The 22457-nt window shown below is 56.5% G+C and carries 24 protein-coding genes and 1 tRNA gene; 12 read left to right on the forward strand and 13 right to left on the reverse strand.

Translation table 11 applies throughout. The annotated features are described in order from the left end of the window. Positions 1-22: 22 nt before the first annotated feature. From NHF56_RS13735 to NHF56_RS13750, 4 genes are all read left to right on the forward strand, one after another. Positions 23-1243 carry a phosphopentomutase gene (locus tag NHF56_RS13735; RefSeq protein ID WP_252805451.1) on the forward strand — a complete coding sequence of 407 codons (1221 nt, stop codon included), beginning with the start codon at positions 23-25 and terminating at the stop codon, positions 1241-1243. Beyond that, the gene (locus NHF56_RS13740) at positions 1240-2208 is read left to right on the forward strand and encodes an adenosine deaminase (protein ID WP_252805453.1); all 969 of its coding nucleotides are present in this window, start codon (positions 1240-1242) and stop codon (positions 2206-2208) included. Before NHF56_RS13735 ends, NHF56_RS13740 begins: the two co-directional genes overlap by 4 nt. An 83-nt stretch (positions 2209-2291) precedes the next feature. Continuing rightward, a complete protein-coding gene (upp, locus tag NHF56_RS13745) occupies positions 2292-2921 on the forward strand; it encodes a uracil phosphoribosyltransferase (protein ID WP_252805455.1) in 630 nt (209 codons plus the stop codon). Positions 2922-3072: 151 nt separating this feature from the next. Continuing rightward, entirely contained in the window at positions 3073-3603 is a 531-nt protein-coding gene (locus NHF56_RS13750) for a TIGR02281 family clan AA aspartic protease (protein WP_252805457.1), read from the forward strand. Here the strand turns inward: NHF56_RS13750 and deoA are convergent. The 7 genes from deoA to NHF56_RS13785 are packed head-to-tail and all read right to left on the reverse strand — an operon-like array spanning position 3593 to position 10520. Next, positions 3593-4909, reverse strand: a complete 1317-nt coding sequence (gene deoA, locus NHF56_RS13755; protein WP_252805459.1) for a thymidine phosphorylase — start codon at positions 4907-4909, stop codon at positions 3593-3595. The genes NHF56_RS13750 and deoA overlap by 11 nt on opposite strands. A gap of 10 nt (positions 4910-4919) precedes the next feature. Further along, on the reverse strand, positions 4920-5693 hold the full coding sequence (gene deoC / locus NHF56_RS13760) for a deoxyribose-phosphate aldolase (protein WP_373456316.1): 774 nt from the start codon (positions 5691-5693) through the stop codon (positions 4920-4922). Beyond that, positions 5690-6490 carry a purine-nucleoside phosphorylase gene (locus NHF56_RS13765; protein ID WP_252805463.1) on the reverse strand — a complete coding sequence of 267 codons (801 nt, stop codon included), beginning with the start codon at positions 6488-6490 and terminating at the stop codon, positions 5690-5692. The genes deoC and NHF56_RS13765 overlap by 4 nt, the downstream gene beginning before the upstream one ends. Beyond that, positions 6487-6879 (reverse strand): cytidine deaminase, encoded by a 393-nt coding sequence (locus NHF56_RS13770; RefSeq protein WP_252805465.1) that lies wholly within the window; start codon positions 6877-6879, stop codon positions 6487-6489. Before NHF56_RS13770 ends, NHF56_RS13765 begins: the two co-directional genes overlap by 4 nt. 1 nt (position 6880) lies before the next feature. Next, on the reverse strand, positions 6881-7852 hold the full coding sequence (locus NHF56_RS13775; protein WP_252805467.1) for an ABC transporter permease: 972 nt from the start codon (positions 7850-7852) through the stop codon (positions 6881-6883). Between the two features lie 2 nt (positions 7853-7854). Next, positions 7855-8988, reverse strand: coding sequence for an ABC transporter permease (locus tag NHF56_RS13780; RefSeq protein ID WP_252805469.1), 1134 nt, complete (start codon positions 8986-8988; stop codon positions 7855-7857). Next, positions 8985-10520 (reverse strand): ABC transporter ATP-binding protein, encoded by a 1536-nt coding sequence (locus NHF56_RS13785; RefSeq protein WP_252805471.1) that lies wholly within the window; start codon positions 10518-10520, stop codon positions 8985-8987. The genes NHF56_RS13780 and NHF56_RS13785 overlap by 4 nt, the downstream gene beginning before the upstream one ends. Positions 10521-10585: 65 nt before the next feature. Between NHF56_RS13785 and NHF56_RS13790 the strand changes: the two genes are divergently transcribed. Then, positions 10586-10804 (forward strand): SlyX family protein, encoded by a 219-nt coding sequence (locus NHF56_RS13790; RefSeq protein ID WP_252805473.1) that lies wholly within the window; start codon positions 10586-10588, stop codon positions 10802-10804. Between the two features lie 88 nt (positions 10805-10892). Here the strand turns inward: NHF56_RS13790 and NHF56_RS13795 are convergent, their stop codons facing one another. From NHF56_RS13795 to galE, 4 genes are all read right to left on the reverse strand, one after another. Continuing rightward, complete coding sequence (locus tag NHF56_RS13795; protein ID WP_252805475.1) at positions 10893-11885, reverse strand: BMP family protein; 993 nt, start codon at positions 11883-11885, stop codon at positions 10893-10895. A 218-nt stretch (positions 11886-12103) separates the two neighbouring features. Further along, positions 12104-12754: a peptide-methionine (S)-S-oxide reductase MsrA gene (gene msrA / locus NHF56_RS13800; protein ID WP_252805477.1), complete on the reverse strand. Its 651-nt coding sequence runs from the start codon at positions 12752-12754 to the stop codon at positions 12104-12106. An 18-nt stretch (positions 12755-12772) separates the two neighbouring features. Next, on the reverse strand, positions 12773-13204 hold the full coding sequence (locus NHF56_RS13805) for a hypothetical protein (protein ID WP_252805479.1): 432 nt from the start codon (positions 13202-13204) through the stop codon (positions 12773-12775). Between the two features lie 43 nt (positions 13205-13247). Further along, positions 13248-14243 (reverse strand): UDP-glucose 4-epimerase GalE, encoded by a 996-nt coding sequence (gene galE, locus NHF56_RS13810; RefSeq protein WP_252805481.1) that lies wholly within the window; start codon positions 14241-14243, stop codon positions 13248-13250. Positions 14244-14461: 218 nt separating this feature from the next. On the opposite strand from galE, the gene NHF56_RS13815 reads away from it, so the two are divergent. The 7 genes from NHF56_RS13815 to NHF56_RS21040 all read left to right on the forward strand — a co-directional run bounded on the left by NHF56_RS13815 (position 14462) and on the right by NHF56_RS21040 (position 21092). After that, the gene (locus tag NHF56_RS13815; protein WP_252805933.1) at positions 14462-15358 is read left to right on the forward strand and encodes an MBL fold metallo-hydrolase; all 897 of its coding nucleotides are present in this window, start codon (positions 14462-14464) and stop codon (positions 15356-15358) included. Positions 15359-15428: 70 nt separating this feature from the next. Then, a complete protein-coding gene (locus NHF56_RS13820) occupies positions 15429-15752 on the forward strand; it encodes a beta-lactamase hydrolase domain-containing protein (RefSeq protein WP_252805483.1) in 324 nt (107 codons plus the stop codon). 219 nt (positions 15753-15971) lie between these two features. Further along, positions 15972-17369: a cytochrome ubiquinol oxidase subunit I gene (locus NHF56_RS13825; RefSeq protein ID WP_252805485.1), complete on the forward strand. Its 1398-nt coding sequence runs from the start codon at positions 15972-15974 to the stop codon at positions 17367-17369. After that, positions 17366-18370 (forward strand): cytochrome d ubiquinol oxidase subunit II, encoded by a 1005-nt coding sequence (gene cydB / locus NHF56_RS13830; protein ID WP_252805487.1) that lies wholly within the window; start codon positions 17366-17368, stop codon positions 18368-18370. Before NHF56_RS13825 ends, cydB begins: the two co-directional genes overlap by 4 nt. Positions 18371-18857: 487 nt before the next feature. Beyond that, positions 18858-20555: a long-chain-fatty-acid--CoA ligase gene (locus NHF56_RS13835; protein ID WP_252805489.1), complete on the forward strand. Its 1698-nt coding sequence runs from the start codon at positions 18858-18860 to the stop codon at positions 20553-20555. Between the two features lie 252 nt (positions 20556-20807). Further along, a tRNA-Ser gene (locus NHF56_RS13840) sits at positions 20808-20897 on the forward strand. Between the two features lie 9 nt (positions 20898-20906). Next, the gene (locus tag NHF56_RS21040) at positions 20907-21092 is read left to right on the forward strand and encodes an IS3 family transposase (RefSeq protein WP_373456308.1); all 186 of its coding nucleotides are present in this window, start codon (positions 20907-20909) and stop codon (positions 21090-21092) included. A gap of 126 nt (positions 21093-21218) precedes the next feature. On the opposite strand, the gene NHF56_RS13845 is transcribed toward NHF56_RS21040, so the two are convergent. Further along, on the reverse strand, positions 21219-21695 hold the full coding sequence (locus NHF56_RS13845; RefSeq protein WP_252805491.1) for a PaaI family thioesterase: 477 nt from the start codon (positions 21693-21695) through the stop codon (positions 21219-21221). 128 nt (positions 21696-21823) lie between these two features. Then, the gene (locus tag NHF56_RS13850; RefSeq protein WP_252805493.1) at positions 21824-22336 is read right to left on the reverse strand and encodes a 2'-5' RNA ligase family protein; all 513 of its coding nucleotides are present in this window, start codon (positions 22334-22336) and stop codon (positions 21824-21826) included. Positions 22337-22457 lie beyond the last annotated feature (121 nt).

Genomic DNA, 22457 nt, shown 5'->3' on the forward strand with positions numbered 1-22457 from the left:
TTAAATAAGAACCGAGACGAATATGGCGCGCGCATTTCTGTTTGTACTGGACTCCTTTGGCATCGGCGGCGGGCCGGATGCGGCTGATTATGGTGACAGGGGTTCCAATACGCTGGGCCATATCTCTCAGTTCTGCGCGGCCGGGGCCGGTGATCGGGAAGGTTTGCGCAAAGGGCCGTTGAAATTGCCCAACCTGTCTGTTCTTGGCCTGCTGCATGCAGCCAAACTGGCGACCGGACATTTTCCTGAAGGGATGCAAATTCCCTCGCAGGTGTTTGGTATTCATGCCGCCGCCAGCGAAACCTCGAACGGCAAGGACACCCCCTCCGGCCACTGGGAAATTGCCGGAACGCCCGTGAAATTCGACTGGGGCTATTTTCCCGAACCTGAAAACACGTTTCCGCCCGAGCTGATTGACGCCATTTGCGAGGCGGGCGAGATACCGGGTATTCTCGGAAACTGCCATGCGTCCGGCACCGAGGTGATCAAGAAATTTGGTGAAGAGCATATCAGGACCGGCAAGCCGATCTGTTACACCTCGTCGGACTCGGTCTTCCAGATTGCGGCCCATGAGCGGCATTTCGGGCTCGAACGCTTGCTCAAACTCTGCGAGACCGTTCGCACATTGGTGGATGATCTCAATATCGGGCGGGTGATTGCGCGACCCTTTATTGGGGAAACTGCGGCCACCTTTGAACGTACGGGCAACCGCCGCGACTATTCGGTTCTGCCGCCCGAGCCGACACTTCTCGATCGTCTGGAGGCAGAAGGCCGGACCGTGCATGCGGTGGGCAAGATCGGCGATATTTTTGCCCATCAGGGGGTGACGAAGCTCACCAAGGCAAGCGGCAATATGGCGTTGTTTGATGCAACACTTTCCGCCATGGATGCGGCGGAAGATGGCAGTCTGGTCTTCACCAATTTCGTCGATTTCGACATGCTTTATGGGCATCGCCGCGATGTGGCCGGTTATGCGGCCGCGCTCGAAGATTTTGACCGTCGGCTGCCGGAAATCAACCGCAAGCTCAAGCCCGGCGACATGATCGTGATTACCGCCGACCACGGCTGCGACCCGACGTGGCGCGGCACGGACCACACCCGCGAACGGGTGCCGGTGCTGGCCTATGGGCCGGGTTTTGCTTCACGCAGTGCGGGCATTCTTTCCACCTTCGCCGATATTGGCGAGAGCGTCGCCAAACACCTGGGCCTGGAACCCGGCCCCTATGGCAGGAGTTTCATTTGACAAAACATCTCGTGAAAGCAGAGCTTCACCTTCACATTGAAGGCGGGGCATTCCCCGCGCTTGTTGAAAAGCAGGCGCAGAAATACAATGTCGATACGTCCAGCTTCATCAAGGACGGCTCTTATATCTGGAGCGATTTCACGACATTTCTGCATGCCTATGATCAGGCCTCAATGCTTTTCAAGACGGAAGAGGATTACGCGCTTCTTGCCGAAACCTATCTGAGCTCGATTGCGGCTGAAGGCGCCATTTACGGCGAAATCATTGTCTCGACAGACCATGGGATTGCTGCGGGTCTGAGCGCGGACGCCTATATTGACGGGCTGATTGCAGGCATGGAAGCGGCGAAAGCCAAGACAGGTATCGAAAGCCGGATCATGCTGAGCGGTGTGCGCCATCTCGGCGTTGATCGCGTGATTGCTGCGGCTGAATATGGGGCCAAACGCCGTCACCCCTGGATTACCGGCTACAATATGGCCGGTGAAGAGCGCAACGGACGGGTTGCTGACTTTGCACGCGCCTTTGATATTGCCCGCGACGCCGGGCTGGGGATTTCCATTCATGCGGGCGAGCTTTGCGGCGCGTTTTCGGTGCGCGATGCGCTGGATATCGTGAAGCCCGACCGTATAGGCCATGGTGTGCGGGCAATCGAAGATCCTGAACTTGTGGCACGGCTTGCCGACAGCGGTACCGTGCTGGAAGTTTGCCCCGGCTCCAACATCGCCTTGAAGGTTTTTCCCGATTTCAAGAGCCATCCGCTGCGCGCCTTTTACGAGGCCGGGGTAAAGGTGACCTTGAACTCCGACGATCCGCCATTCTTCCATACCACGCTTGGCAAGGAATATGAGATTGCAGCCAATGAAATGGGCTTTGACGAGGCCGCGCTGAACACGATGACGCGCACGGCAATCGAAGCTGCATTCGTGGATGAGGATACGCGCGCTGCGCTGATGGCGAAACTTTAGTGGAGACAGTGCTGCAAACGCTTGCGGGGCGGCACTATTGCGGTAAAAAGATTGCAGACGGACGACAGTAAAAGGTGGACAAAATGAGTGGCGCAACGGTTATCAATCACCCGCTGGTGCAGCATAAACTGACGATCATGCGCCGCAAGGAAACTTCGACGGCAAGCTTCCGCCGGCTTTTGCGCGAAATCTCCACACTGCTCTGTTACGAGGTGACGCGCGATCTGGACCTGACCTATGAGACGATTGAAACGCCCATCCAGGAAATGCAGGCCCCTGTTCTGGAGGGCAAGAAGCTGGTTTTCGCAACCATCCTGCGTGCCGGCAATGGCCTTCTGGAAGGCATGCTGGACCTCGTGCCGGCAGCCCGCGTTTCGCATATCGGTGTTTATCGTGACCACGACACACTCGAGCCGGTGGAATATTACTTCAAGGCACCGGAGAGCCTTTCAGAACGCCTGGTCATCGTCGTTGATCCGATGCTTGCAACCGGCAATTCCTCCATCGCGGCTGTCGAGAAGCTGAAGGAGCGTGGCGCCAAGAATATTCGCTTCCTCTGCCTGCTGGCTGCGCCGGAAGGCATCAAGAATTTCACCGAAGCTCACCCCGATGTTCCGGTCTTTACCGCAGCGGTAGACGACCATCTCAACGAGAAGGGTTACATCGTACCAGGTCTCGGCGATGCGGGCGACCGCATGTACGGGACAAAATAAGGCATCCGCGTTTACATTCCGGCAAGGACAAATCGAAGCCATGCATTAACCAGGCTTGGAAAATTGCCTGACTTCGGCACAGTCTGACCCGTTTTGTTTCAACTTTCATAAGCATTTCCCCGGAATATGATCCGAAAAAACGGGGAAGAAAATGTCCAGATTGATGCTTTTGGTGGGTGCGGTCGCCATAAGTGCGGTGTATTTCGGCAGCAAGGCCGAGGACTTCATGGCTGCGCTGGAAAAGCCTGCCGCCCCAAAGGAGATTGAAGTTCAAGTGGCGCAGGCCGAACCTGCCACCTTGGGTCCAGCCGGTAGCGAAATCATCAAGGCAACCGGCAACGGACATTTCATTGCCGATTTCGACGTTAACGGTCGCAAGATCAGAGGCTTGGTTGACACCGGGGCGACCTTTGTGGCCATGAACGAAACAACTGCACGTCAGGTCGGTATTGGTATTTCGGGACTGAAGTTCAAATATGCTGTGAACACGGCCAACGGCAAGACCGAGGCTGCGCATGTGAGCCTTTCGCGCGTTGAACTGGGCTCCATCCGTGTTCGCGATGTCGAGGCCTTTGTACTGCGCGACAAATCGCTCGACAACACGATCCTTGTCGGTATGAGCTTCCTGCGTAAGCTCGAGTCCTTCAAAATTGAGGACGGGCAGCTTTATCTCAAGAACTGATCTTCGAGATGATCACGTTTCCAGGTGAATAGGTTCCATTGCCTATGCGGTAGCTCTTCAAGAGCGTTTCGCAAGCCGCTTTGGCAGCGGCCTCGTCTGCGGCATGAACCATTGCAATCGGCTCTCCTTTTTCCACCTTTGACCCCAGCGGCAGAATATCACTCACACCGACACGATAGTCGATGACATCATCGGAATGCATGCGCCCGCCCCCGAGAGCCACGACAGCAAGCCCGATATCGCGCGTGTTGCAGTGTTCGAGGATGCCTGTGCCGGGAGCGGCAACGGGCAAACATACGGGCGCCTTCGGCAGATAGTGTTCAGACTTTTCGACAAAATCGGCAGGCCCGCCGAGATGTGCAACCATGCGCGCGAAATGCTCGAGCGCTTTGCCGCTTTCCAAGGCTTCGCGCGCCCTGTTGAGGGCCGTTTCTACATTTTCCGCGGCACCGGACAGAACCAGCATTTCGCCGGCAAGCCCCATGACCACCTGATCCATCCGCGTTCCTGCCTTTTCCCCTTTCAGATAGGCCAGGCAATGGGCGACTTCGAGCGCATTGCCGGCAGCATCGGCCAGAGGTTCGTTCATATCGGTCAGCAGTGCCGTGGTGTTGACGCCTGCCCCATTGGCGACCTCCACCAGCGAATGGGCGAGCGTTTCAGCATCTTCGCGTGAGGTCATGAAGGCGCCGTTGCCGACCTTGACATCCAGCACGAGGCTTTGCAGGCCCGCAGCCAGTTTCTTGGAGAGGATGGATGCGGTAATCAGCGGCACACTGTCCACGGTCGCGGTGACATCGCGGATGGCGTAGAGTTTGCGATCAGCCGGCGCGAGTTCGGAGGTCTGACCAATGATGGCGCAGCCTGCGTTTGCGACCACCTTGCGAAACAACGCTTCCGACGGTTGCGTGTTATAGCCCGGGATGGAATCGAGTTTATCCAGCGTGCCGCCGGAATGGCCGAGACCGCGACCGGAAATCATGGGTACGGCGAGCCCGCACGCTGCCACAATGGGTGCCAGCATGAGGGAGACATTGTCGCCGACGCCGCCGGTGGAGTGTTTGTCTGAAATTGCCCGCGTTTCGCCGGGCCAGGAGAGAACGTCGCCGGAATCGCGCATTGCCAAGGTCAGAGCAACGATCTCATCCTTTTCCATGCCGTTGAACCACACGGCCATGGCGAAGGCCGCAATCTGGGCTTCGGACAGCGCGCCATCGGTTATGCCTTTGACGATTTCGCCGATTTCGCCAGCACTCAGTGCATGACCATCGCGCTTGCTACGAATGATTTCCTGCGGCAGCGGCATCGCGAGCCTCTCAATAAGCCGCGGTGCTCGAAGCGCCCTGCTTGCCGTCCAGAACCGCAAGAATGTCCGACAGCAGGCCGGATGCGCCGAAGCGGAAGGTTTGCGGCGTTGCCCAGCCTTCGCCCATGATCTCATCGGCAAGACCGAGATAAATTCCGGCATCGGCGACGGTGCGAACGCCACCGGCCGGCTTGAAGGCGGCAGGTCGACCGCAATCGCGGATGGCTTCCAGCATGATGCGGGCTGCTTCAGGCGTGGCGTTGACGGCCACTTTGCCGGTTGAGGTCTTGATGAAATCGGCACCCGCTTCCAACGCGATTTCAGAGGCGCGACGGATGAGCGCCGGGTCTTCCAGTACGCCGGTTTCCAGAATGGTTTTCAGGCGCACCGGCGCGGTGCACTGCGCCTTGATCATTTCGACCATTTCGCGCACCGCTGCCTCGTCGCCTGCCATGAAGGCGGTGTAAGGGATCACCAGGTCGATCTCGTCGGCACCATCGGCAACAGCCTGCTTGGTTTCGGCAATCACAGTGTCTAGGGGCATGTCGCCAGAGGGGAAATTGACCACGGTTGCTATCTTCACCGGATGGCCGGTGCCGAGGACTTTCCGCGCTTGCGCAACAAAACGCGGCCAGATGCAGATGGCTGCAGTGTTGCCATGCGGGGATTGCGCTGCCGCGCAAAGCGTGTCGATGGCATCAGGCGTGCAGTCATCATTGAGGTTCGTCAGGTCAAGGAGCGAAAGCGCCTTGGCCGCGATTGTCTTGGATGTTTCCGTCATTATACCGCTCCAGAGGCGATCATTTCTTTGAGTATTGTTGCAAGGCGCGCACCACCGATGGGCGCCATGTCCTTGGTTTCCTGATGGCTCAACTCGCCACCGGTCATTCCAGCACCGAAATTGGTGATCACTGAGGCGGCGATGACGCGCAGCCCCAGAAAGCGGCCCAGAATAACCTCCGGCACGGTGGACATGCCCACCGCATCCGCGCCCATGATCCGTGCCATGCGAATTTCAGCGGGCGTTTCAAAGCTCGGCCCAGAAAACCACATGTATACGCCCTCGCTCAAGGGCGTGCCGGTTTTTTCTGCCGCTGCCTTCATCTGTGCGGCCAGCTCTGAGTCGTAAGCGTTCGTGAGGCCGACGAAGCGACCGTCGCTTTCCTCGCCGATGAGCGGATTGAGCCCGGAAAAATTGATGTGGTCGGAAAGACGCATCACCGATCCCGGCGGCATGTCTTCGCGCAGGGAGCCCGCGGAGTTGGTCAATATGAGGCGCTGCACCCCAAGCCCTTTGAGCACCTCCAGCGGCCCGCGCATGGCTTGCGGGTCGGCCTTTTCATAATAATGGATGCGACCCGACAGCATGATGATCGGCACGCCGTTCAAGCGCCCAGCCACAAGTTCGCCCGCATGGCCGGTGACGGCGCTGACCGGAAAGCCGGGGATCTTGGAATAGGAAATGCGCAAGGTCACATCGACGGCGTCGACCAGGCTGCCGAGGCCGGAGCCGAGCACGATACCGTAACGCGGAACGAGCCCATCCAGCTTTTCCACGAGGAGATCGATTGCTTCGTTCATCCAATTACATCCGTCTGAAAGCTGTGCGGCAAAAGCTCATCCATGGTCATGGTCTTGCCCACGCCGACATCATCGCAAAGGTAGATCTTCGTGCCCTGATCGGCAAATTCACGGATGCGCTGGCGGCAGCCTCCGCAAGGCGGGCAAAGCGCAAGCTTTTCAGCAATCACGGCGATTTCGACGATCTTCCTGCCGCCTGCCATAACCATGTGGCTGATGGCGGTGGTTTCGGCGCACCAACCTTCCGGGAAGGACAGGTTTTCGATATTTGCGCCGGCATAGATCTTCCCATCGTCGGCGCGGATGGCAGCGCCAACGGGAAACTTCGAATAGGGCGCATGGCATTTTGCCATGGCTGCTTTTGCAGCCAGATAAAGGTCTTCAGCCATATCAGCGCTCCTTCACATAGGGGCGACCGGAAGCCTTTGGCGGGATGGCCTTGCCGATGAAACCGGCCAGCAGGATAACAGTCAGCACATAGGGTAGCGCCTGATAGACCTGCACCGGCACTTTGCCAACCAATGGCAGCGCGACACCCTGCATGCGGATGGAAAGCGCATCCAGGAAACCGAAGAGCAGGCAGGCAAAGAGAATGTTGCGCGGCTTCCATTTGGCAAACACAAGGGCGGCGAGTGCGATGAAGCCTTTGCCGGCGCTCATGCCTTTGACGAAGCCTGCATTCATGGCAATCGACAGATAGGCACCTGCAAGACCGCACAAGATACCGCCGATGAGGACTGCCGAATAGCGAAGCCGCACCACGGAGATGCCCGCAGTATCAACAGCGCCCGGATTTTCGCCAACGGCGCGCAGACGCAGGCCAAAGCGCGTGCGGAACAAGATCCACCAGCTGACGGGCACCATGATGAAAGCGATATAGGTCAGGAGATAATGTCCGGAGAGCAGGTTGGAATAGATGCCGCCGAGGATGGGAACATCCTTCACGGCATCAGCAAACGGCAGTTCCCAGGTGCCAAAGCGGGCATCGCCGATCAGCGCCGGGGTTCGTCCACCCTGGCGGAACCAGGCCTGTCCGAGAATGACGGTGGCACCGGCTGCAATGAAGTTGAGGGCCGTACCGGAAACAATCTGGTCGCCGCGCTGGGTGATGGATGCGTATCCGTGGACGGCAGCCAGCGCCATGGAGGCCATGACGGCAACAGCAGCGCCGAGCCAGGCATTGCCAAGCACGGCAGCCGCGCTCGCACCGGCAAAGGCGGCCGCCAGCAGCTTGCCTTCAAGGCCGATATCGACGACCCCGGAGCGCTCAGCATAAAGGCCTGCAAGTGCGGTCAGGATCAGCGGCACGGAGAGCCGAACGGTCGACTGGAGAACAACGATGACGGTATCGAAATATTCCATGATCATTCTCCTGTTGCAGTTGCGGGTTTGCCCGAACCAGCCACCATTCGCTGGTAGAGCCGGATGACCGTGGGCCGAAACATGTGTTCGAGCGCGCCTGCAAAGAGGATGACCAGACCTTGAATGACCACGATCATGTCGCGAGAGATGTTGGGCATTTCAAAGGAAATTTCGGCACCCCCCTGATAAAGCACGCCGAAGAGAATGGCCGCAGGAATAATGCCAGCCGGATGCGAGCGTCCCATCAGCGCCACCGCGATACCAACGAAACCCGCGCCATTTACGAAGTCGAGCTGCAAGCGATATTGATCGCCCATGATGGGGTTGAGCGCGGTAAGGCCCGCCAGACCGCCTGAAATCAGCATGGTGACGATAATGATCTTGGCCTGGTTGATGCCGGCATAGCGTGCGGCCGACGGCGAATGGCCCAATGTGCGGATTTCGTAACCGAGCTTGGAGCGCCACAGCAGCAACCAGATGCCAAAGGCGACGGCCAGCGAGAGAAGGAAAGTGATGTTGAAGGGCGCATAGCCGACATCCAGCCCGAAGAGCGCGAGAAGCCAGTCCAAGCGCGGCAACTGTCCGCCTGCCTCGAATGTCCGTGTCTGCGGTGCCATGGAGCCCAGGGGTTTGAGAACCCGCGTCAAAAGGTAAACCATGGAAATGCTGGCAATGTAGTTGAACATGATCGTGGTGATCACGATGTGGCTGCCGCGTTTGGCCTGAAGCCAGGCGGGGATCAGCGCCCACAAGGCGCCGAAAGCGACAGATGCCGCAACAGCAAGAACAAAAACCAGATACCAGGGAAGCGTCGTATCATACTGCAAACAGACCAAGGCCACGCCGACGCCGGCAATGTAGGCCTGGCCTTCACCACCGATGTTGAAGAGACCGGCATGAAAGGCAACGGCCACGGCAAGGCCGGTGAAAATGAAGTAGGTGGCGTAATAAAGGGTGAAGCCTACGCCCTCGCCGGAGCCGAAGGCACCCTTGACCATCAGATATGCGGCTTGAATGGGACTTTCGCCGACAAAGAGAACCACCAATCCGGCAACGAGAAAGGCCACGATGAGGTTGATGAGCGGGATCAGCCCGTATTCAGCCCAGGCCGGGAGTTTTGCAAAGGGCGCGCTCATTCGGCTGCCTCCATCTTTCCTTCAATTCCAGCCATGAGCAGACCAATTTCGCTTTCCGACGTATCCGGCGTACGCTCGCCGACAATTCGCCCGTCGAACATCACCAGGATGCGGTCGGACAGAGAGCGGATTTCATCAAGCTCGACCGACACAAGAAGAACCGCCTTGCCCTGATCGCGCATTTCGATGATGCGCTTATGGATGAACTCGATGGCCCCCACATCCACGCCGCGTGTAGGCTGACCGATGATCAGCACATCGGGATCGCGTTCCATCTCACGGGCCAAGACAATCTTCTGCTGATTGCCGCCGGAGAAGTTGGCCGTTTTCAAGCGCGGGTTCGGCGGACGGATATCGTATTTTTCGATTTCAACGGTCGCCGCCTCGCGGATGGCGTTCATATTATAGAGGCCGCCTCTGAGATATTCCGGGCTGCCATGGTATCCGAGGATGGCATTTTCAGCCTCCTCAAACTGCAGAACAAGGCCTGTGTGATGGCGGTCTTCCGACACATGGCCGAGCTTGCGGGCGCGCAGGTCTGCCGGATCGCCGGGGCCGGTTACGTCGGTCGACTTGCCATTCAGCATCACTTCGCCCTGCACGGCGCTGCGCATACCGGCGATTGCTTCCAGCAATTCGGACTGGCCATTGCCGGCCACACCGGCAATGCCGACGATTTCGCCGGCGCGAACTTCAAAGGAGACGTTTTCGACCATGGTGACGCCACGGCTGTCCTTGACGGTGAGATCCTTCACCGAAAGGCGGACTTCCTTGGGAAGGGCAACACCTTTTTCAACATTGAGAAGGACCCGGCGGCCCACCATCAGCTCGGCCAGTTCCTCCACATTCGTTTCCGAGGTTTTGCGGGAGGCGACCATTTCGCCGCGGCGCATGACCGAAACCTCATCGGTGATGGCCATGATTTCGCGCAGCTTGTGGGTGATCAGGATGACTGTTTTTCCCTCATCGCGGAGCTGGGCCAGGATGCGGAAAAGGTGATCTGCCTCGGCAGGCGTCAAGACGCCCGTCGGCTCGTCGAGGATCAGGATGTCGGCCTTGCGGTAGAATGCCTTGAGGATTTCCACACGCTGCTGAAGACCCACTGGCAATTCTTCAATGATGGCGTCCGGGTTGACCTCCATCTCGTATTCTTCTTCGAGCCGCTTCAACTCGGCTCTGGCATTCACGATGCCGCGGTTCAGAACGGCTGCACCTTCGGCTCCCAGCATGACGTTTTCAAGCACGGTGAAATTTTCAACGAGCATGAAGTGCTGGTGAACCATGCCGATGCCGGCTGCGATGGCGGCGTTGGGGTCGCGAATAGTGATCTTCTTGCCATCGACAAAAATCTCGCCCCGATCCGCCTGATAAAATCCATAAAGGATCGACATCAGGGTGGATTTGCCCGCACCGTTTTCACCAATAATCCCGTGGATGGAGCCCTTGCGGACCTTCAGATTGATGTTCTTGTTTGCGTGGACGGGACCGAAACTTTTATCGATGCCTTTCAACTCAATTGCAATATCGCTCATGATACGCCATCTCAGATTTGCAGGGCCACTCACAGGACATGATCCGGCGAAAGCGGAGAAAACCAATGGACAATACAGAACACCAACGGGAGAGAATTGAACAGCTTGAAATGCAAGTTGCATTTCAGGAGCGGACAATCGAAGAGCTTTCCGGACAGATTGCCGAACACTGGAAGCTGATCGACAGGTTGACGGCTAAACTCGATGCGCTGACAACACGCTTTCTCGCGGTTGAAGAAGGCCTGCAGGAAGCCCCGCCGATTACCAAACCACCCCATTACTAAAGGTTTCGTTCCCCGTCCGTCGCCAGCGTGTCCGGCTTTCAGGACAAAGAGCCCGTCGACCTCGCCGACGGGCTCTCCCAATTATGCCTTAGTAGGGGCAGGACTCATCCGACATGTAGTCGTGAACTTCCACAGCACCGGAAATGATGTCGGCCTTTGCCTTTTCGACAGCTTCCAGCATCTCGGGGGTTACCAAATCCTTGTTGTTGTCGTCCATGGCGTAGCCAACACCATCTTCTGCAAGGCCAAGGGCGTTGAAGCCGTAGGAGAACTTGTCGTTCTTGGCGTCGTTCATGGCATTGTAAACCGCAACGTCAACGCGCTTGAGCATGGAGGTCAGGACGTGACCAGGCTGAAGGCCATTCTGGTTGGAGTCCACGCCGATGCCAAGTGCGCCGGCATCGGCTGCGGCCTGGAGAACACCAACGCCGGTGCCGCCAGCAGCATGATAGACAACATCCGCACCCTGATCGATCTGGGACTTGGCGATTTCGCCACCCTTGACCGGATCGTTCCATGCGGACGGATCAGAGCCGGTATAGGCTTCGAACACGGTGTTATCGGCGTTAACCGACTTTACGCCGCCGATATAGCCGCAGGCGAACTTGTGGATGAGCGGGATATCCATACCGCCAACGAAGCCGGTCTTGCCGGTCTTGGACGCAATCGCAGCCATAACGCCGACGAGGTAGGAGCCTTCCTGTTCCTTGAAGACAACGGAGCGAACATTCGGCTTGTCGACCACCATGTCGATGATTGCAAAATCGGTATCGGGGTATTCCGCAGCGACCTTTTCAAGTGCGGCAGCCCAGGAGAAGCCGGCCATAACGATCGGATCCTTGCCTTCTCCGGCAAAACGGCGAAGTGCCTGTTCGCGCTGCGCATCGTTGGAGATTTCGAACTCGGAATATTCGATGCCCGTTTCTTTCTTGAACTGTTCTGCACCGTTATAGGCAGCTTCGTTGAACGATTTATCGAACTTGCCGCCAAGATCGTAGATGATAGCAGGAGCAACGTCGGCAGCGAAAGCCGATGCAGACATGGCCGCCGATGCAAGAAGCGTCAGGATGGTTTTCTTCATTTTTCAAAAGCCCTGTTTTCGTTTTTTCAGTTTAACGCATTTCCCCTCCGGAAATGCGCCTCAGGAGAGCTGTTGGTCCCCTCAAAGGCCCAAGCCGAAAAACATCCTTGCACGGCGCGAAACAAAATTCACCAAAAATTTCTCATCTGGTAAAAGATTTTCCGGCTATGTGTGGAAGACAAAGACTTTATGTCTTTTCAAGGCGCAAGAAACTGCCCTTAAACCGTTGGGCAAGAAACACCCGTTCCCCGCAGACCGCAATAGCCCTGCGGGTTTTTCGCCAGATATTGCTGGTGATAATCTTCCGCATAGTAGAACGGCCCAGCCATCGCGATTTCGGTTGTTACGGGCGCATTGTGCCCAGCTGATTTCAGCGCAGCCTCAAAGCGCCTGGCTGCAGCTTTTGCCTCTTCAAGCCAGTCCTGCCGCTCCACGTAAATTGCCGAACGGTATGTGGTGCCGATATCGTTGCCCTGACGCATACCCTGCGTGGGATCATGCGTTTCGAAAAACGACTTCAGGAGCGTTTCAAAGGAAATCACCGACGGGTCAAACACAACTTTGACCACTTCGGTATGGCCCGTCAGACCTGTCACCGTTTCCTGATAGGTGGGATTGGGTGTGATGCCGCCCGCATAACCGGCTGCCGTTACCCACACGCCGGGCAATTGCCAGAAGTGACGCTCTGCGCCCCAGAAGCAGCCCAAGCCGAAATAGACGGTTTCGCAGTTTTCCGGATAGGGCCCTTTGAGAGGGTGGCCGTTCACGAAATGGTGCTCAGCGGTTTCTATCGGCGCCGAACGCCCCGGCAATGCTGTCTCGGCATCCGGCATGACTGTCTTTTTTGAAAAGATATCTGTGAGAAACATAATCCTCGAGCCTCCTGTTCAGGCGGCAAAACGACCCGCCGGTTTCACTCTTTGATAGCCGATCATCCATAGCAGCAGCGCAACAGCGAGAAACACCGCGAATGCAGGCTGGGCCAGCGTCCAGTTGAACACCTCAGCAGCACGCCCGGCTGGATCGAGACCTTCTACTGTGCTTTCAGCCGCATTGAACGAATTCGGATTTACGGAGATCCAAACAGCCAAAGCAGGCGTCAAGATGACATCCGACGACGCAAACGACTGAATCGTATCGATCACACCGGCAACAACGGCGAATGAGAGCATCATGGCACTCAAAAATCTAAACAGCACACGCATCCAGTCCACCGAACATGTCAGCCTCGCCGCAACCAACACGCCTTTCAATCTGCTTTTGCTTAAGTAACGTTTGAGGGGGGCGATATCAATGTTCGCTCCCTTTCCGAAAAGCAAATTTTCGTGAAGCTGATAAATGCAGAGGCGTCGAAACGGTGATTCAAGCCTGGTTATGCTTGCTCAGCCGCTCTTCCCATGTGAGGGCGGTTGCGACGATTTCCTCCAGGTCGTCATGTTCCGGTACCCAGGAAAGCTCTTTCCTGGCGCGGGCCGGATTGGCAACAATCGAAACGGCGTCGCCGGCACGGCGGGGGGCATAGGTGACGTTCAGGTTCTTGCCGGCGACCTTCTCCACTGTTTCAAGAACTTCGAGAACGGAGAAGCCGCGGCCATAGCCACAATTGGCAACCAATGAACCGCCGCCATTGCGCATTCTCTGCACGGCAAGCACATGCGCATTCGCCAGATCCGTTACATGAATATAGTCTCGGATGCAGGTTCCATCCGGGGTTGGATAATCGGTACCGAAGACCGACATGCCTTCGCGTTTTCCTGTCGCAACCTGCACAGCAACCTTGATCAGATGCGTTGCGTTTCTGCTCGACTGGCCCGTGCGACCCTGGGGGTCGGCGCCGGCCACATTGAAATACCGAAGTGCGGTGTAATTGAAGCCTTCATAGGCGGCTGCGCTATCACGCAGCATGACTTCGGTCATGTATTTCGAGCTGCCGTAGGGCGATTCGGGATTGAGAGGGGCTGTTTCGTCGACAGGTTCAATACTCACCGGCGTGCCATAGACGGCCGCTGTGGACGAAAACACGAAATTGGGAACCCCCGCGTTTATGGCAGACGCCATCAACGAACGGGATTTAACCGTGTTGTTCTCATAGTAGGAGAGCGGGTCTGAGACCGACTCCGGCACGACGATGGATCCGGCGAAATGAATGATCGAATCCACGCTGTTTTCACCGAGGATGCGGCCGATCAACTCGCTGTCGCCAATATCGCCTTCATAAAATCTGGCTTCGGGAGGAACAGACCAGAGATGACCGGTGGACAAGCGGTCGACGATCACAACCTCGTCCCCAGCATCAAGAAGCGCCCACGCCGTGTGGCTGCCGATATAACCAGCGCCGCCGGTGACCAGAACTGCCATAATCATTCCTTCAATATCGATTACCCAATTTCCGCTATCCTATGGATATAAGGTTCAATCGCATACTCAACCTGTAAGCGCCAGCATGGTAAAGTCATTTGGCGCGCGAATGACGGTTTTCAAAATATCTGCGCGTGCGCCTTGAAATACATATATTTTATTATATATGTTTGCGTAACGCAGCTCAAGCCGCCTCTAGATCGAGAAAGGACAAAATGATGATAAACCCCCTGCCCTTTCAGCCAGACATGACGCTGGAGCCCGAAGTCATCGCGTTTTTCGACCAGCCGACCAACACCATTTCCTATGTCGTGCACGATCCATCGTCCAAGGCCTGTGCGGTGGTCGATTCCGTGATGGATATCAATTATCCGGCCGGGCGCATTACCTATGATGGCGCTGATGAGATTATTCGTACAATCAAGGAAAAAGGTTGGGAGCTCGAGTGGATTATCGAGACCCATGTGCATGCCGACCACCTTTCCGCTGCCCCCTATATTCAGGAAAAGCTCGGCGGCAAGCTGGGGATTGGTGAGAATATTACCATCGTGCAGGACACGTTTGGCAAGTTCTTCAACGAAGGCACCGAATTTCAACGCGACGGCTCGCAATTCGACAAGCTTTTTGCGGATGGCGACAGCTACAAGATCGGCAACATGACCGCATATGCGATGCATACGCCCGGTCACACGCCTGCCTGCATGACCCATGTTATCGGCAATGCCGCCTTTGTGGGAGATACGCTTTTCATGCCGGACAGCGGCTCGGCCCGTGCAGATTTTCCAGGCGGAGACGCGCGCACGCTTTATCAATCCTCAAAGCGTGTTCTCCAGCTTCCAAAAGAGACGCGGCTTTTCATGTGCCACGACTACGGATCCGACGGCAAACGCGAGGTTCGGTGGGAAACGACCGTTGGCGAAGAGCGCGAGCACAATATCCATCTGAAGGATGGCATTACCGAAGACGAGTTCGTGGCCATGCGCGAAAAGCGCGATGCGACGCTCGATGTGCCGAAACTCATCATTCCTTCGCTGCAGGTGAACATGCGAGCCGGCCATCTTCCGACCGATTCAGCCGGCAAGCCGGCTTTGAAAGTGCCCATCAATGGTCTCTGAAAATAGCGATTCTGCAAAATCCGGCCTGCTTGGCCGGATATTTCAAGCTTTCATGAAGAAAGGTCCTCGCATGTCAGTACGTCAAGTCGACACGAATTATTTCGTGGCCGGGCAGATCAAGCCAGAAAATATCGAGATTTTGGTGCGAAACGGGTTTACCACGGTTGTCTGCACCAGGCCCGATGGCGAAGGATTTGGCCAGCCGCGCTTTTCCGAGATCGAAGCTGCAGCAAAGGCGGGCGGTATTGAAGCCTATTATCTGCCGGTCGGTGGTGGGCTTCCGCCCGAGCATGTCAAGCAAATGAAATCCATTATGGCAAACGCGAAAGGAAAGGTGCTGGGCTATTGCGCTTCGGGTAACCGCGCCACGATGCTTTACCAGATGGCGCGCTAATTTGCCGCCGCAGTCCGTCATTTGATTATCGTAAACACGCAGCTATCATACTTCACAAGTTCTCTGGCTTACCGGAAACATGTGCAGGAAAGGGCAGCTAGGCTGGGTGCATAGTCCCACATTCTGTCCGGCGACCAGCATTTATCGGTCGTTTCTGCCTCAGTTTCCGCTCGGCCCTTGATGATCCATCCGACGCTACGATTTGAAAGGAGCTCGGGCATGTTCGATTCGTTTTCGGCAGAACACCTCGCGAGAGCGCAATTCGCCTTCACTGTGTCCTTCCATATCATTTTCCCCGCCTTCTCGATCGGACTGGCCAGCTATCTGGCCGTTCTGGAAGGTCTCTGGCTCAAGACAAAAGATGAGGTCTATCTGGAGCTTTTCAATTTCTGGAAAGCCATTTTTGCTGTCGCATTTGGTATGGGTGTCGTCTCAGGCATCGTGATGTCTTACGAGTTTGGGACGAACTGGAGCGTCTTTTCCGACAAGGCTGGACCCATCATCGGGCCGCTCATGGGCTACGAAGTCTTGAGCGCGTTTTTCCTGGAGGCCGGTTTCCTGGGCGTCATGCTGTTCGGCCTGAAGCGCGTTGGACCGAAGCTGCACTTTCTGGCAACCCTGATGGTGGCGGTCGGTACGTTGTTTTCAGCGTTCTGGATTCTTTCGGTGAATTCGTGGATGCAGACGCCGGCGGGCTATGGGATCAACGATCAGGGACAATTCGTGCCGACCGACTGGTGGGCGGCGATTTTCAACCCGTCATTCCCGTATCGGCTCGTGCACATGGTGCTGGCCGCCTATCTCACCACATCCCTGGTGGTGGGCGCGGTCGGCGCCTGGCACCTTTTGAGAAAGACAGCACCACGGCGGGCATCGAAGATGTTTTCCATGGCAATGTGGATGGCAGCTCTTGTTGCGCCTATCCAGATTTTGGCCGGTGACCAGCATGGCCTGAACACGCTGGAGCACCAACCGGTGAAGGTGATGGCCATGGAAGGGCATTTTGAGAGCCATCCAGACGGCGCGCCGCTGATTTTATTCGGATTGCCGGACCAGGACGAACAGACCGTGGACTACGCGCTGGAAATTCCGAAACTGTCGAGCCTGATTCTCAAACACGATCTGAATGCTCCGCTTCAGGGCCTCGATACGGTGCCGCGCGACAAACAGCCGCCCGTGGCGATCGTTTTCTGGTCTTTCCGGGTGATGGTCGCAATCGGCTTTGCGATACTGGGGCTGGGATTGTGGAGCCTCTACGCGCGCTGGCGAAAGCAGCTTTATGACAGCCCTTGGCTGCTCAGGGCGGCGGTGGTGATGGGACCGAGCGGTTTTATCGCCGTGCTTGCCGGCTGGGTTACCACCGAAGTGGGCAGGCAGCCCTACACGATCTATGGGCTGCTCGAGACCTCGCAATCGCTCTCCCCTGTGGCAGCACCGGCGGTTTCGGCCTCTCTGACGGCCTTCATTATCGTCTATTTCACCGTCTTCTCTGCTGGCGTGTTTTACATCTTCCGGCTGATGGACAAGCTGCCGCGCGAGACGGATGACGAAATTGCAGATGCGCCCATACGGACGGCCACCGGACTGACGGGCACGCCGAAAGGAGGTGCAGCATGACTATCGACCTACCATTCATCTGGGCCGGTCTCATCGCGTTTGCCGTCATGGCCTATGTGGTGCTCGACGGTTTCGATCTTGGCATCGGCATTCTTTTCCCCTTCTTCAGAAAGAAGGAAGACAAGGATGTGATGATGAACTCCGTGGCGCCCGTTTGGGACGGAAACGAAACATGGCTGGTGCTCGGCGGCGGCGGGCTTCTGGCCGCCTTTCCGTTGGCCTATGCCGTTATATTGCCGGCACTTTATGCGCCCATTATCGCCATGCTGCTCGGGCTCGTCTTTCGCGGTGTCGCCTTTGAATATCGATGGCGCACGCACCGTGGACAGTGGTTCTGGAACCTGGCTTTCGCGGCGGGCTCTCTTGTCGCAGCACTCTCCCAAGGCATCGTATTGGGTACGCTCGTGCAAGGGATTCCCGTCGAAGGACGCGCCTATGCCGGCGGATGGTGGGACTGGGCCACGCCCTTTTCCTTTATGACCGGCATTGCAGTTGCCGCAGGCTATGTGTTTTTGGGCGCGGGCTGGCTGGTCTGGAAAACCGAGGGCGCATTGCAGTCAAAGGCGCTCAGAATTGCGCGCAACAGCGGCCTTGCCACCGTTGTCGCCATGGGTATTTTCAGCCTCTGGTCACCCTTCAAACACCCCGAATATATGGAGCGATGGTTCGGATGGCCAACCGTCATCTTCAGCCTCATTGTGCCGCTTGGCGTGCTTTGCTTCATCTGGCTTGGTTATACCGGCTACAAGCGATGCGACGGCCCCAAACTGTTCTTTTCCGCCCTTGGTCTCTTCGTGCTCGGATATGTCGGCATCGGGATTTCGTTCTATCCCTATATGGTGCCGCATTCGCTGACGATATGGGACGCAGCAGCCCCGGATGACAGTCTTTCCTTCCTGCTCGCGGGTGCCGTGGTGCTCATTCCCATCATTCTGATCTACACGGCTTATGCGTATTGGGTCTTCCGCGGAAAGGTGCGTGCATCGGAAGGTTACCACTAGATGGCTCGGATGAGGTCAAAGCTCCTCTGGTTTGTTCTGCTTTGGGTGGGCGGTGTGGCGGTAACCGGCACCGTTGCTGCCGTCATCCGGTTCGCAATCATGGGGTAATGGCTTGAAATAGATCAGAGGGTTCCATGGCGGCTAGTTTCGCTCAAGTTTGGCTGCATAGAAGAGCCTTGTTCCGGCGGGCTCCTATTCGAAAGGACAGGACCGCACCCTCCCTTTCGCAACGAACCCGCCGGAACAAATTTCCAGCCGCCGATTTCTCTCAGCTTCGGCATCGGCAAGGCCCTCAGGCCACATCCCTCTCGGTTACTCCGCTTTCAACGCACAAAAACGCTATACGCTGCGAATGGTGGCCCTTTGGGCTTCGCTTTCGAGCTTGTTTAATCTTGAACAATTGCGCCAATCAGATATCCTCACTGCCGAAAAGCCGCATACAGCGAGAAGGCTGAACCGGCAGAAGCACAAGCGTTGCGGGGAGGCAATGACAGAAGCAGTGACCCAAATCGAAAACACAGCAACCCGGAAGCTCTGGCTGGACAGTTATCCCGCTGAGATGCCCGAATTCATCCCGTCGCTTCAATACAGTTCGTTGAAGGACTTTCTGGAACGCAACTGCGCGAAACATGGCGGCAAGACAGCCTATTCCAGCATGGGCAAGGCGATGACCTTTGCCGAGTTGGACCGCGTGTCAGCCAATGTGGGCGGCTGGCTGCAGTCGCAGGGGCTCAAAAAAGGTGACCGCGTGGCCGTTATGCTGCCGAATATTCTGCAGTACCCGGCAGTGGTCACCGGCATTCTTCGTGCCGGCATGACCGTGGTCAACGTCAACCCGCTTTACACCCCGCGCGAGCTGGAACACCAGCTGAACGATTCCGGTGCAACGGCAATTTTCATTCTGGAAAATTTCGCGACCACGTTGCAGCAGGTGGTGTCCAAGACATCGGTGCGGATTGCCGTTGTAGCCAGCATGGGCGATCTCCTTGGTCTGAAGGGCCATATCGTGAATTTTGTCGTGCGCAAGGTGAAAAAACTTGTGCCTGACTGGTCGCTCAACGGTGCCTTCCGCTTCAAAGAGGTCATTGCCGAGGGCAAGACGCTGAAACCTGTCGAGGTCGGCTTGGAGGATATTGCGTTCCTGCAATATACGGGCGGAACGACCGGCGTTTCCAAGGGTGCAACCCTTTCCCACGCCAACCTTCTGTCCAATATCGCCCAGATTGATGTCTGGTTCAAACCAGGAGCAAAGAAGCACGGCCTGAAAGACGAGCAGGTTGTGTTGGTTTGCGCTCTGCCGCTTTACCACATCTTTGCGCTGACGGTGAACATGTTCCATGCGGTGGAACTTGGCGGATTGAACATTCTGATTGCGAACCCGCGCGACATCCCCGCCTTCGTGAAAGAGATCAAGCCTTTCCGCTTCAATGTCTTCCCTGGGCTCAACACGCTCTTCAATGCGCTTGCCACCAATGACGACTTCAAGAAGCTGGACTTTTCCGGCCTGATGCTGACCCTTGGTGGCGGCATGGCCATGCAGAAGGCTGTTGCCGAGCGCTGGGAATCGGTGACTGGCTGCTGGGTATCTGAGGGTTACGGCCTTTCCGAAACCTCACCCGTGGCAACCTCCAACCGCACCGACGGGGACGCCTTTACCGGCACTGTCGGCCTTCCCCTTCCCTCCACCGAGGTCGAAATCCGCGATGAGGACGGCAATACACTGCCCGTCGGCGAGCCTGGCGAAATCTGCATTCGCGGACCTCAGGTGATGGTCGGCTACTGGAACCGACCGGAGGAAACCGCAAAGGCCATCAGTGAAGATGGCTTTTTCCGCAGCGGCGATATCGGTGTGATGCTGGAAACAGGCTATATCAAGATCGTCGACCGCAAGAAGGACATGATCCTGGTGTCCGGCTTCAATGTTTTCCCGAACGAAATCGAGGAATATGCCGTGACCATGCCGGGGGTTCTGGAATGCGCGGCGATTGGCGTTCCAGACGAGCATTCGGGCGAAACGGTCAAACTTTTCGTGGTCAAGAGCGATGAGGCAATCACCGAGGCCGATGTGAAAGCCTATTGCGCCAAGGGGCTGACCAACTACAAGCGCCCGAAATATGTGGAATTCCGCGACAGCCTGCCCAAATCCAACGTGGGCAAGATACTGCGCAAGGAATTGCGGTCTTAGGGCGTCCAGGACGCACACAAATAAACCTCGGAGGCCCGGACGTTTGCGCCGGGCTTCTGTTTTCTGCGTGATCCACAGCACAAATCCGCGTTCCTCCGCAGTAAAATCAGAACATCCCAAACTTTCCGCAAACTCTTGCAAAAAACACGGAAAAACCGGTTGATCCTTTTGTCATGATCGGTATATATCCGCCCGTCCGGACGTTTCAACCAGCGTCCCGCGCCAGCCGAACATCGCTGACGCAACTGGCAAGGGCAGGTGGCCGAGTGGTTGAAGGCGCACGCCTGGAACGCGTGTAGGCGGGGAACCGTCTCGAGGGTTCGAATCCCTCTCTGTCCGCCATCTGTTTGCTTGTCCGGCCCGGAGACATTCTTCAAGACATTGAAGTCCGAACTGATCTGGGGGGCCGTATTCCACACAAGGCGTGATGCTGGAACCGCTATTGCCCGATATGTCGAAGGGTTCTGCGATACCGACCAGCGGTATTCATCGCTCGACGACATGAGCCCAGTTCAGTTCGAACGAATGGCTGCATAAGGGCAGAAGGCCTCTCCACTTTTGCGTGGCAAGTCCCTTCGGCATCTGAGTCAAGGAGGGAGCGAGAGGGTCCCTCACACACAACTCGTTCCTTTCACCCCCGGCGTCTACACACATTGCAACCAGCTATCTGGGGTTGCCGGGCGATGGCGAATCCCGGCGCTCCATCATGCAAATGAGCGTTTGCTGACCGATTGCCACAAGCGTTCGGCCATCAGCAGAGTCGGCAAATACTTCCAGTTGACAGATTGTGAGCGTCTTTCCGGCCTTGATCACTTTGCCTAGCGCTTCGAGTTTATCGCCTAAAGCGGGGTTCAGCAGATTGATCTTGAATTCCACGGTGAGAACCGAGCTGAACTCCGGGAAAAGCGTGAAAGCGGCATAGCCGCCGGCAGAATCCCCGATCGCGGAAGTTCCTCCTGCGTGGAAATAACCGTGCTGCTGCGAAAGCTCCGGTCGGAAAGGCATCTGGACAGATACCAGTCCCTGGCGAATTTCGGACAGTGTTGCGCCCAAATGGTGCATCAGCCCTTGGCGAGCAAAGCTGTCACGGACCCGTTGTTCAACGCTCGCATCTACGGCACCGCCAATAACCCTTTCCATGACACCTCCGGAGCAATGACCCTGGATGCCAAAACTACCGGGAGGTAGCGGCACACTGGAGTGAAAAGCTCTGACAGGATGTTGAGAAAAACTCAGGTTCTTTCAGTTCACCATCGTCGTCGCAAGCTCTACTGGAGAGGGAAACTTGCGGGAATGTCGACTGGTGGAAACCGGACAAGCTCGATCGCCGTAAGATGACCGCCGTGATGGTCGAAATTGCGCATCGCCGCTTCCAAAGCCTTTTCGGGCTTTCCTTTGAGCGTTGCGACCGTGATGTGGGGTACCCAATTACCGACCAAATGATGTTCATGTATTTCTTGCCCTTGAGCGGCCTCGACAATATTTTCATGAAGGGCAAGGAGCGATTGAGTTACGACAGGTGCCAGAAAAACATAGGATGGGGTCCCTGAAAATATTCCGAAGTGACTCGTTTTTATTTTGAGCCGGCCAATATTTCGGCATTTTGCAGCGAGTTGTTGAACTATGGGATCAACGCGCGCACCATCCTCTATCACCGCCAAAGTGATGTGTGGCGGATAGTCTAACTGCTTTTCTGCGTTCGGAGCCCGAACGAGGAGATCGTACCTTAACCGGTCTATTGTCTTGGAAAGGTGATCGTCCAATCGTGCAGCTATAGCCAATGGCATGGGTCCATCTGATCCTTGAAAGCACCGGAAATTCATTGTGTTCCCGACATCGTGCATTTGGTTGGTCGGCAAGCGAGAGAGAAAGGCTCATCTTTGCATGATGAATTCTCAGCAG

The sequence above is a fragment of the Rhizobium sp. L1K21 genome (genome assembly GCF_024055895.1).
Lineage (GTDB): Bacteria > Pseudomonadota > Alphaproteobacteria > Rhizobiales > Rhizobiaceae > Ensifer_A.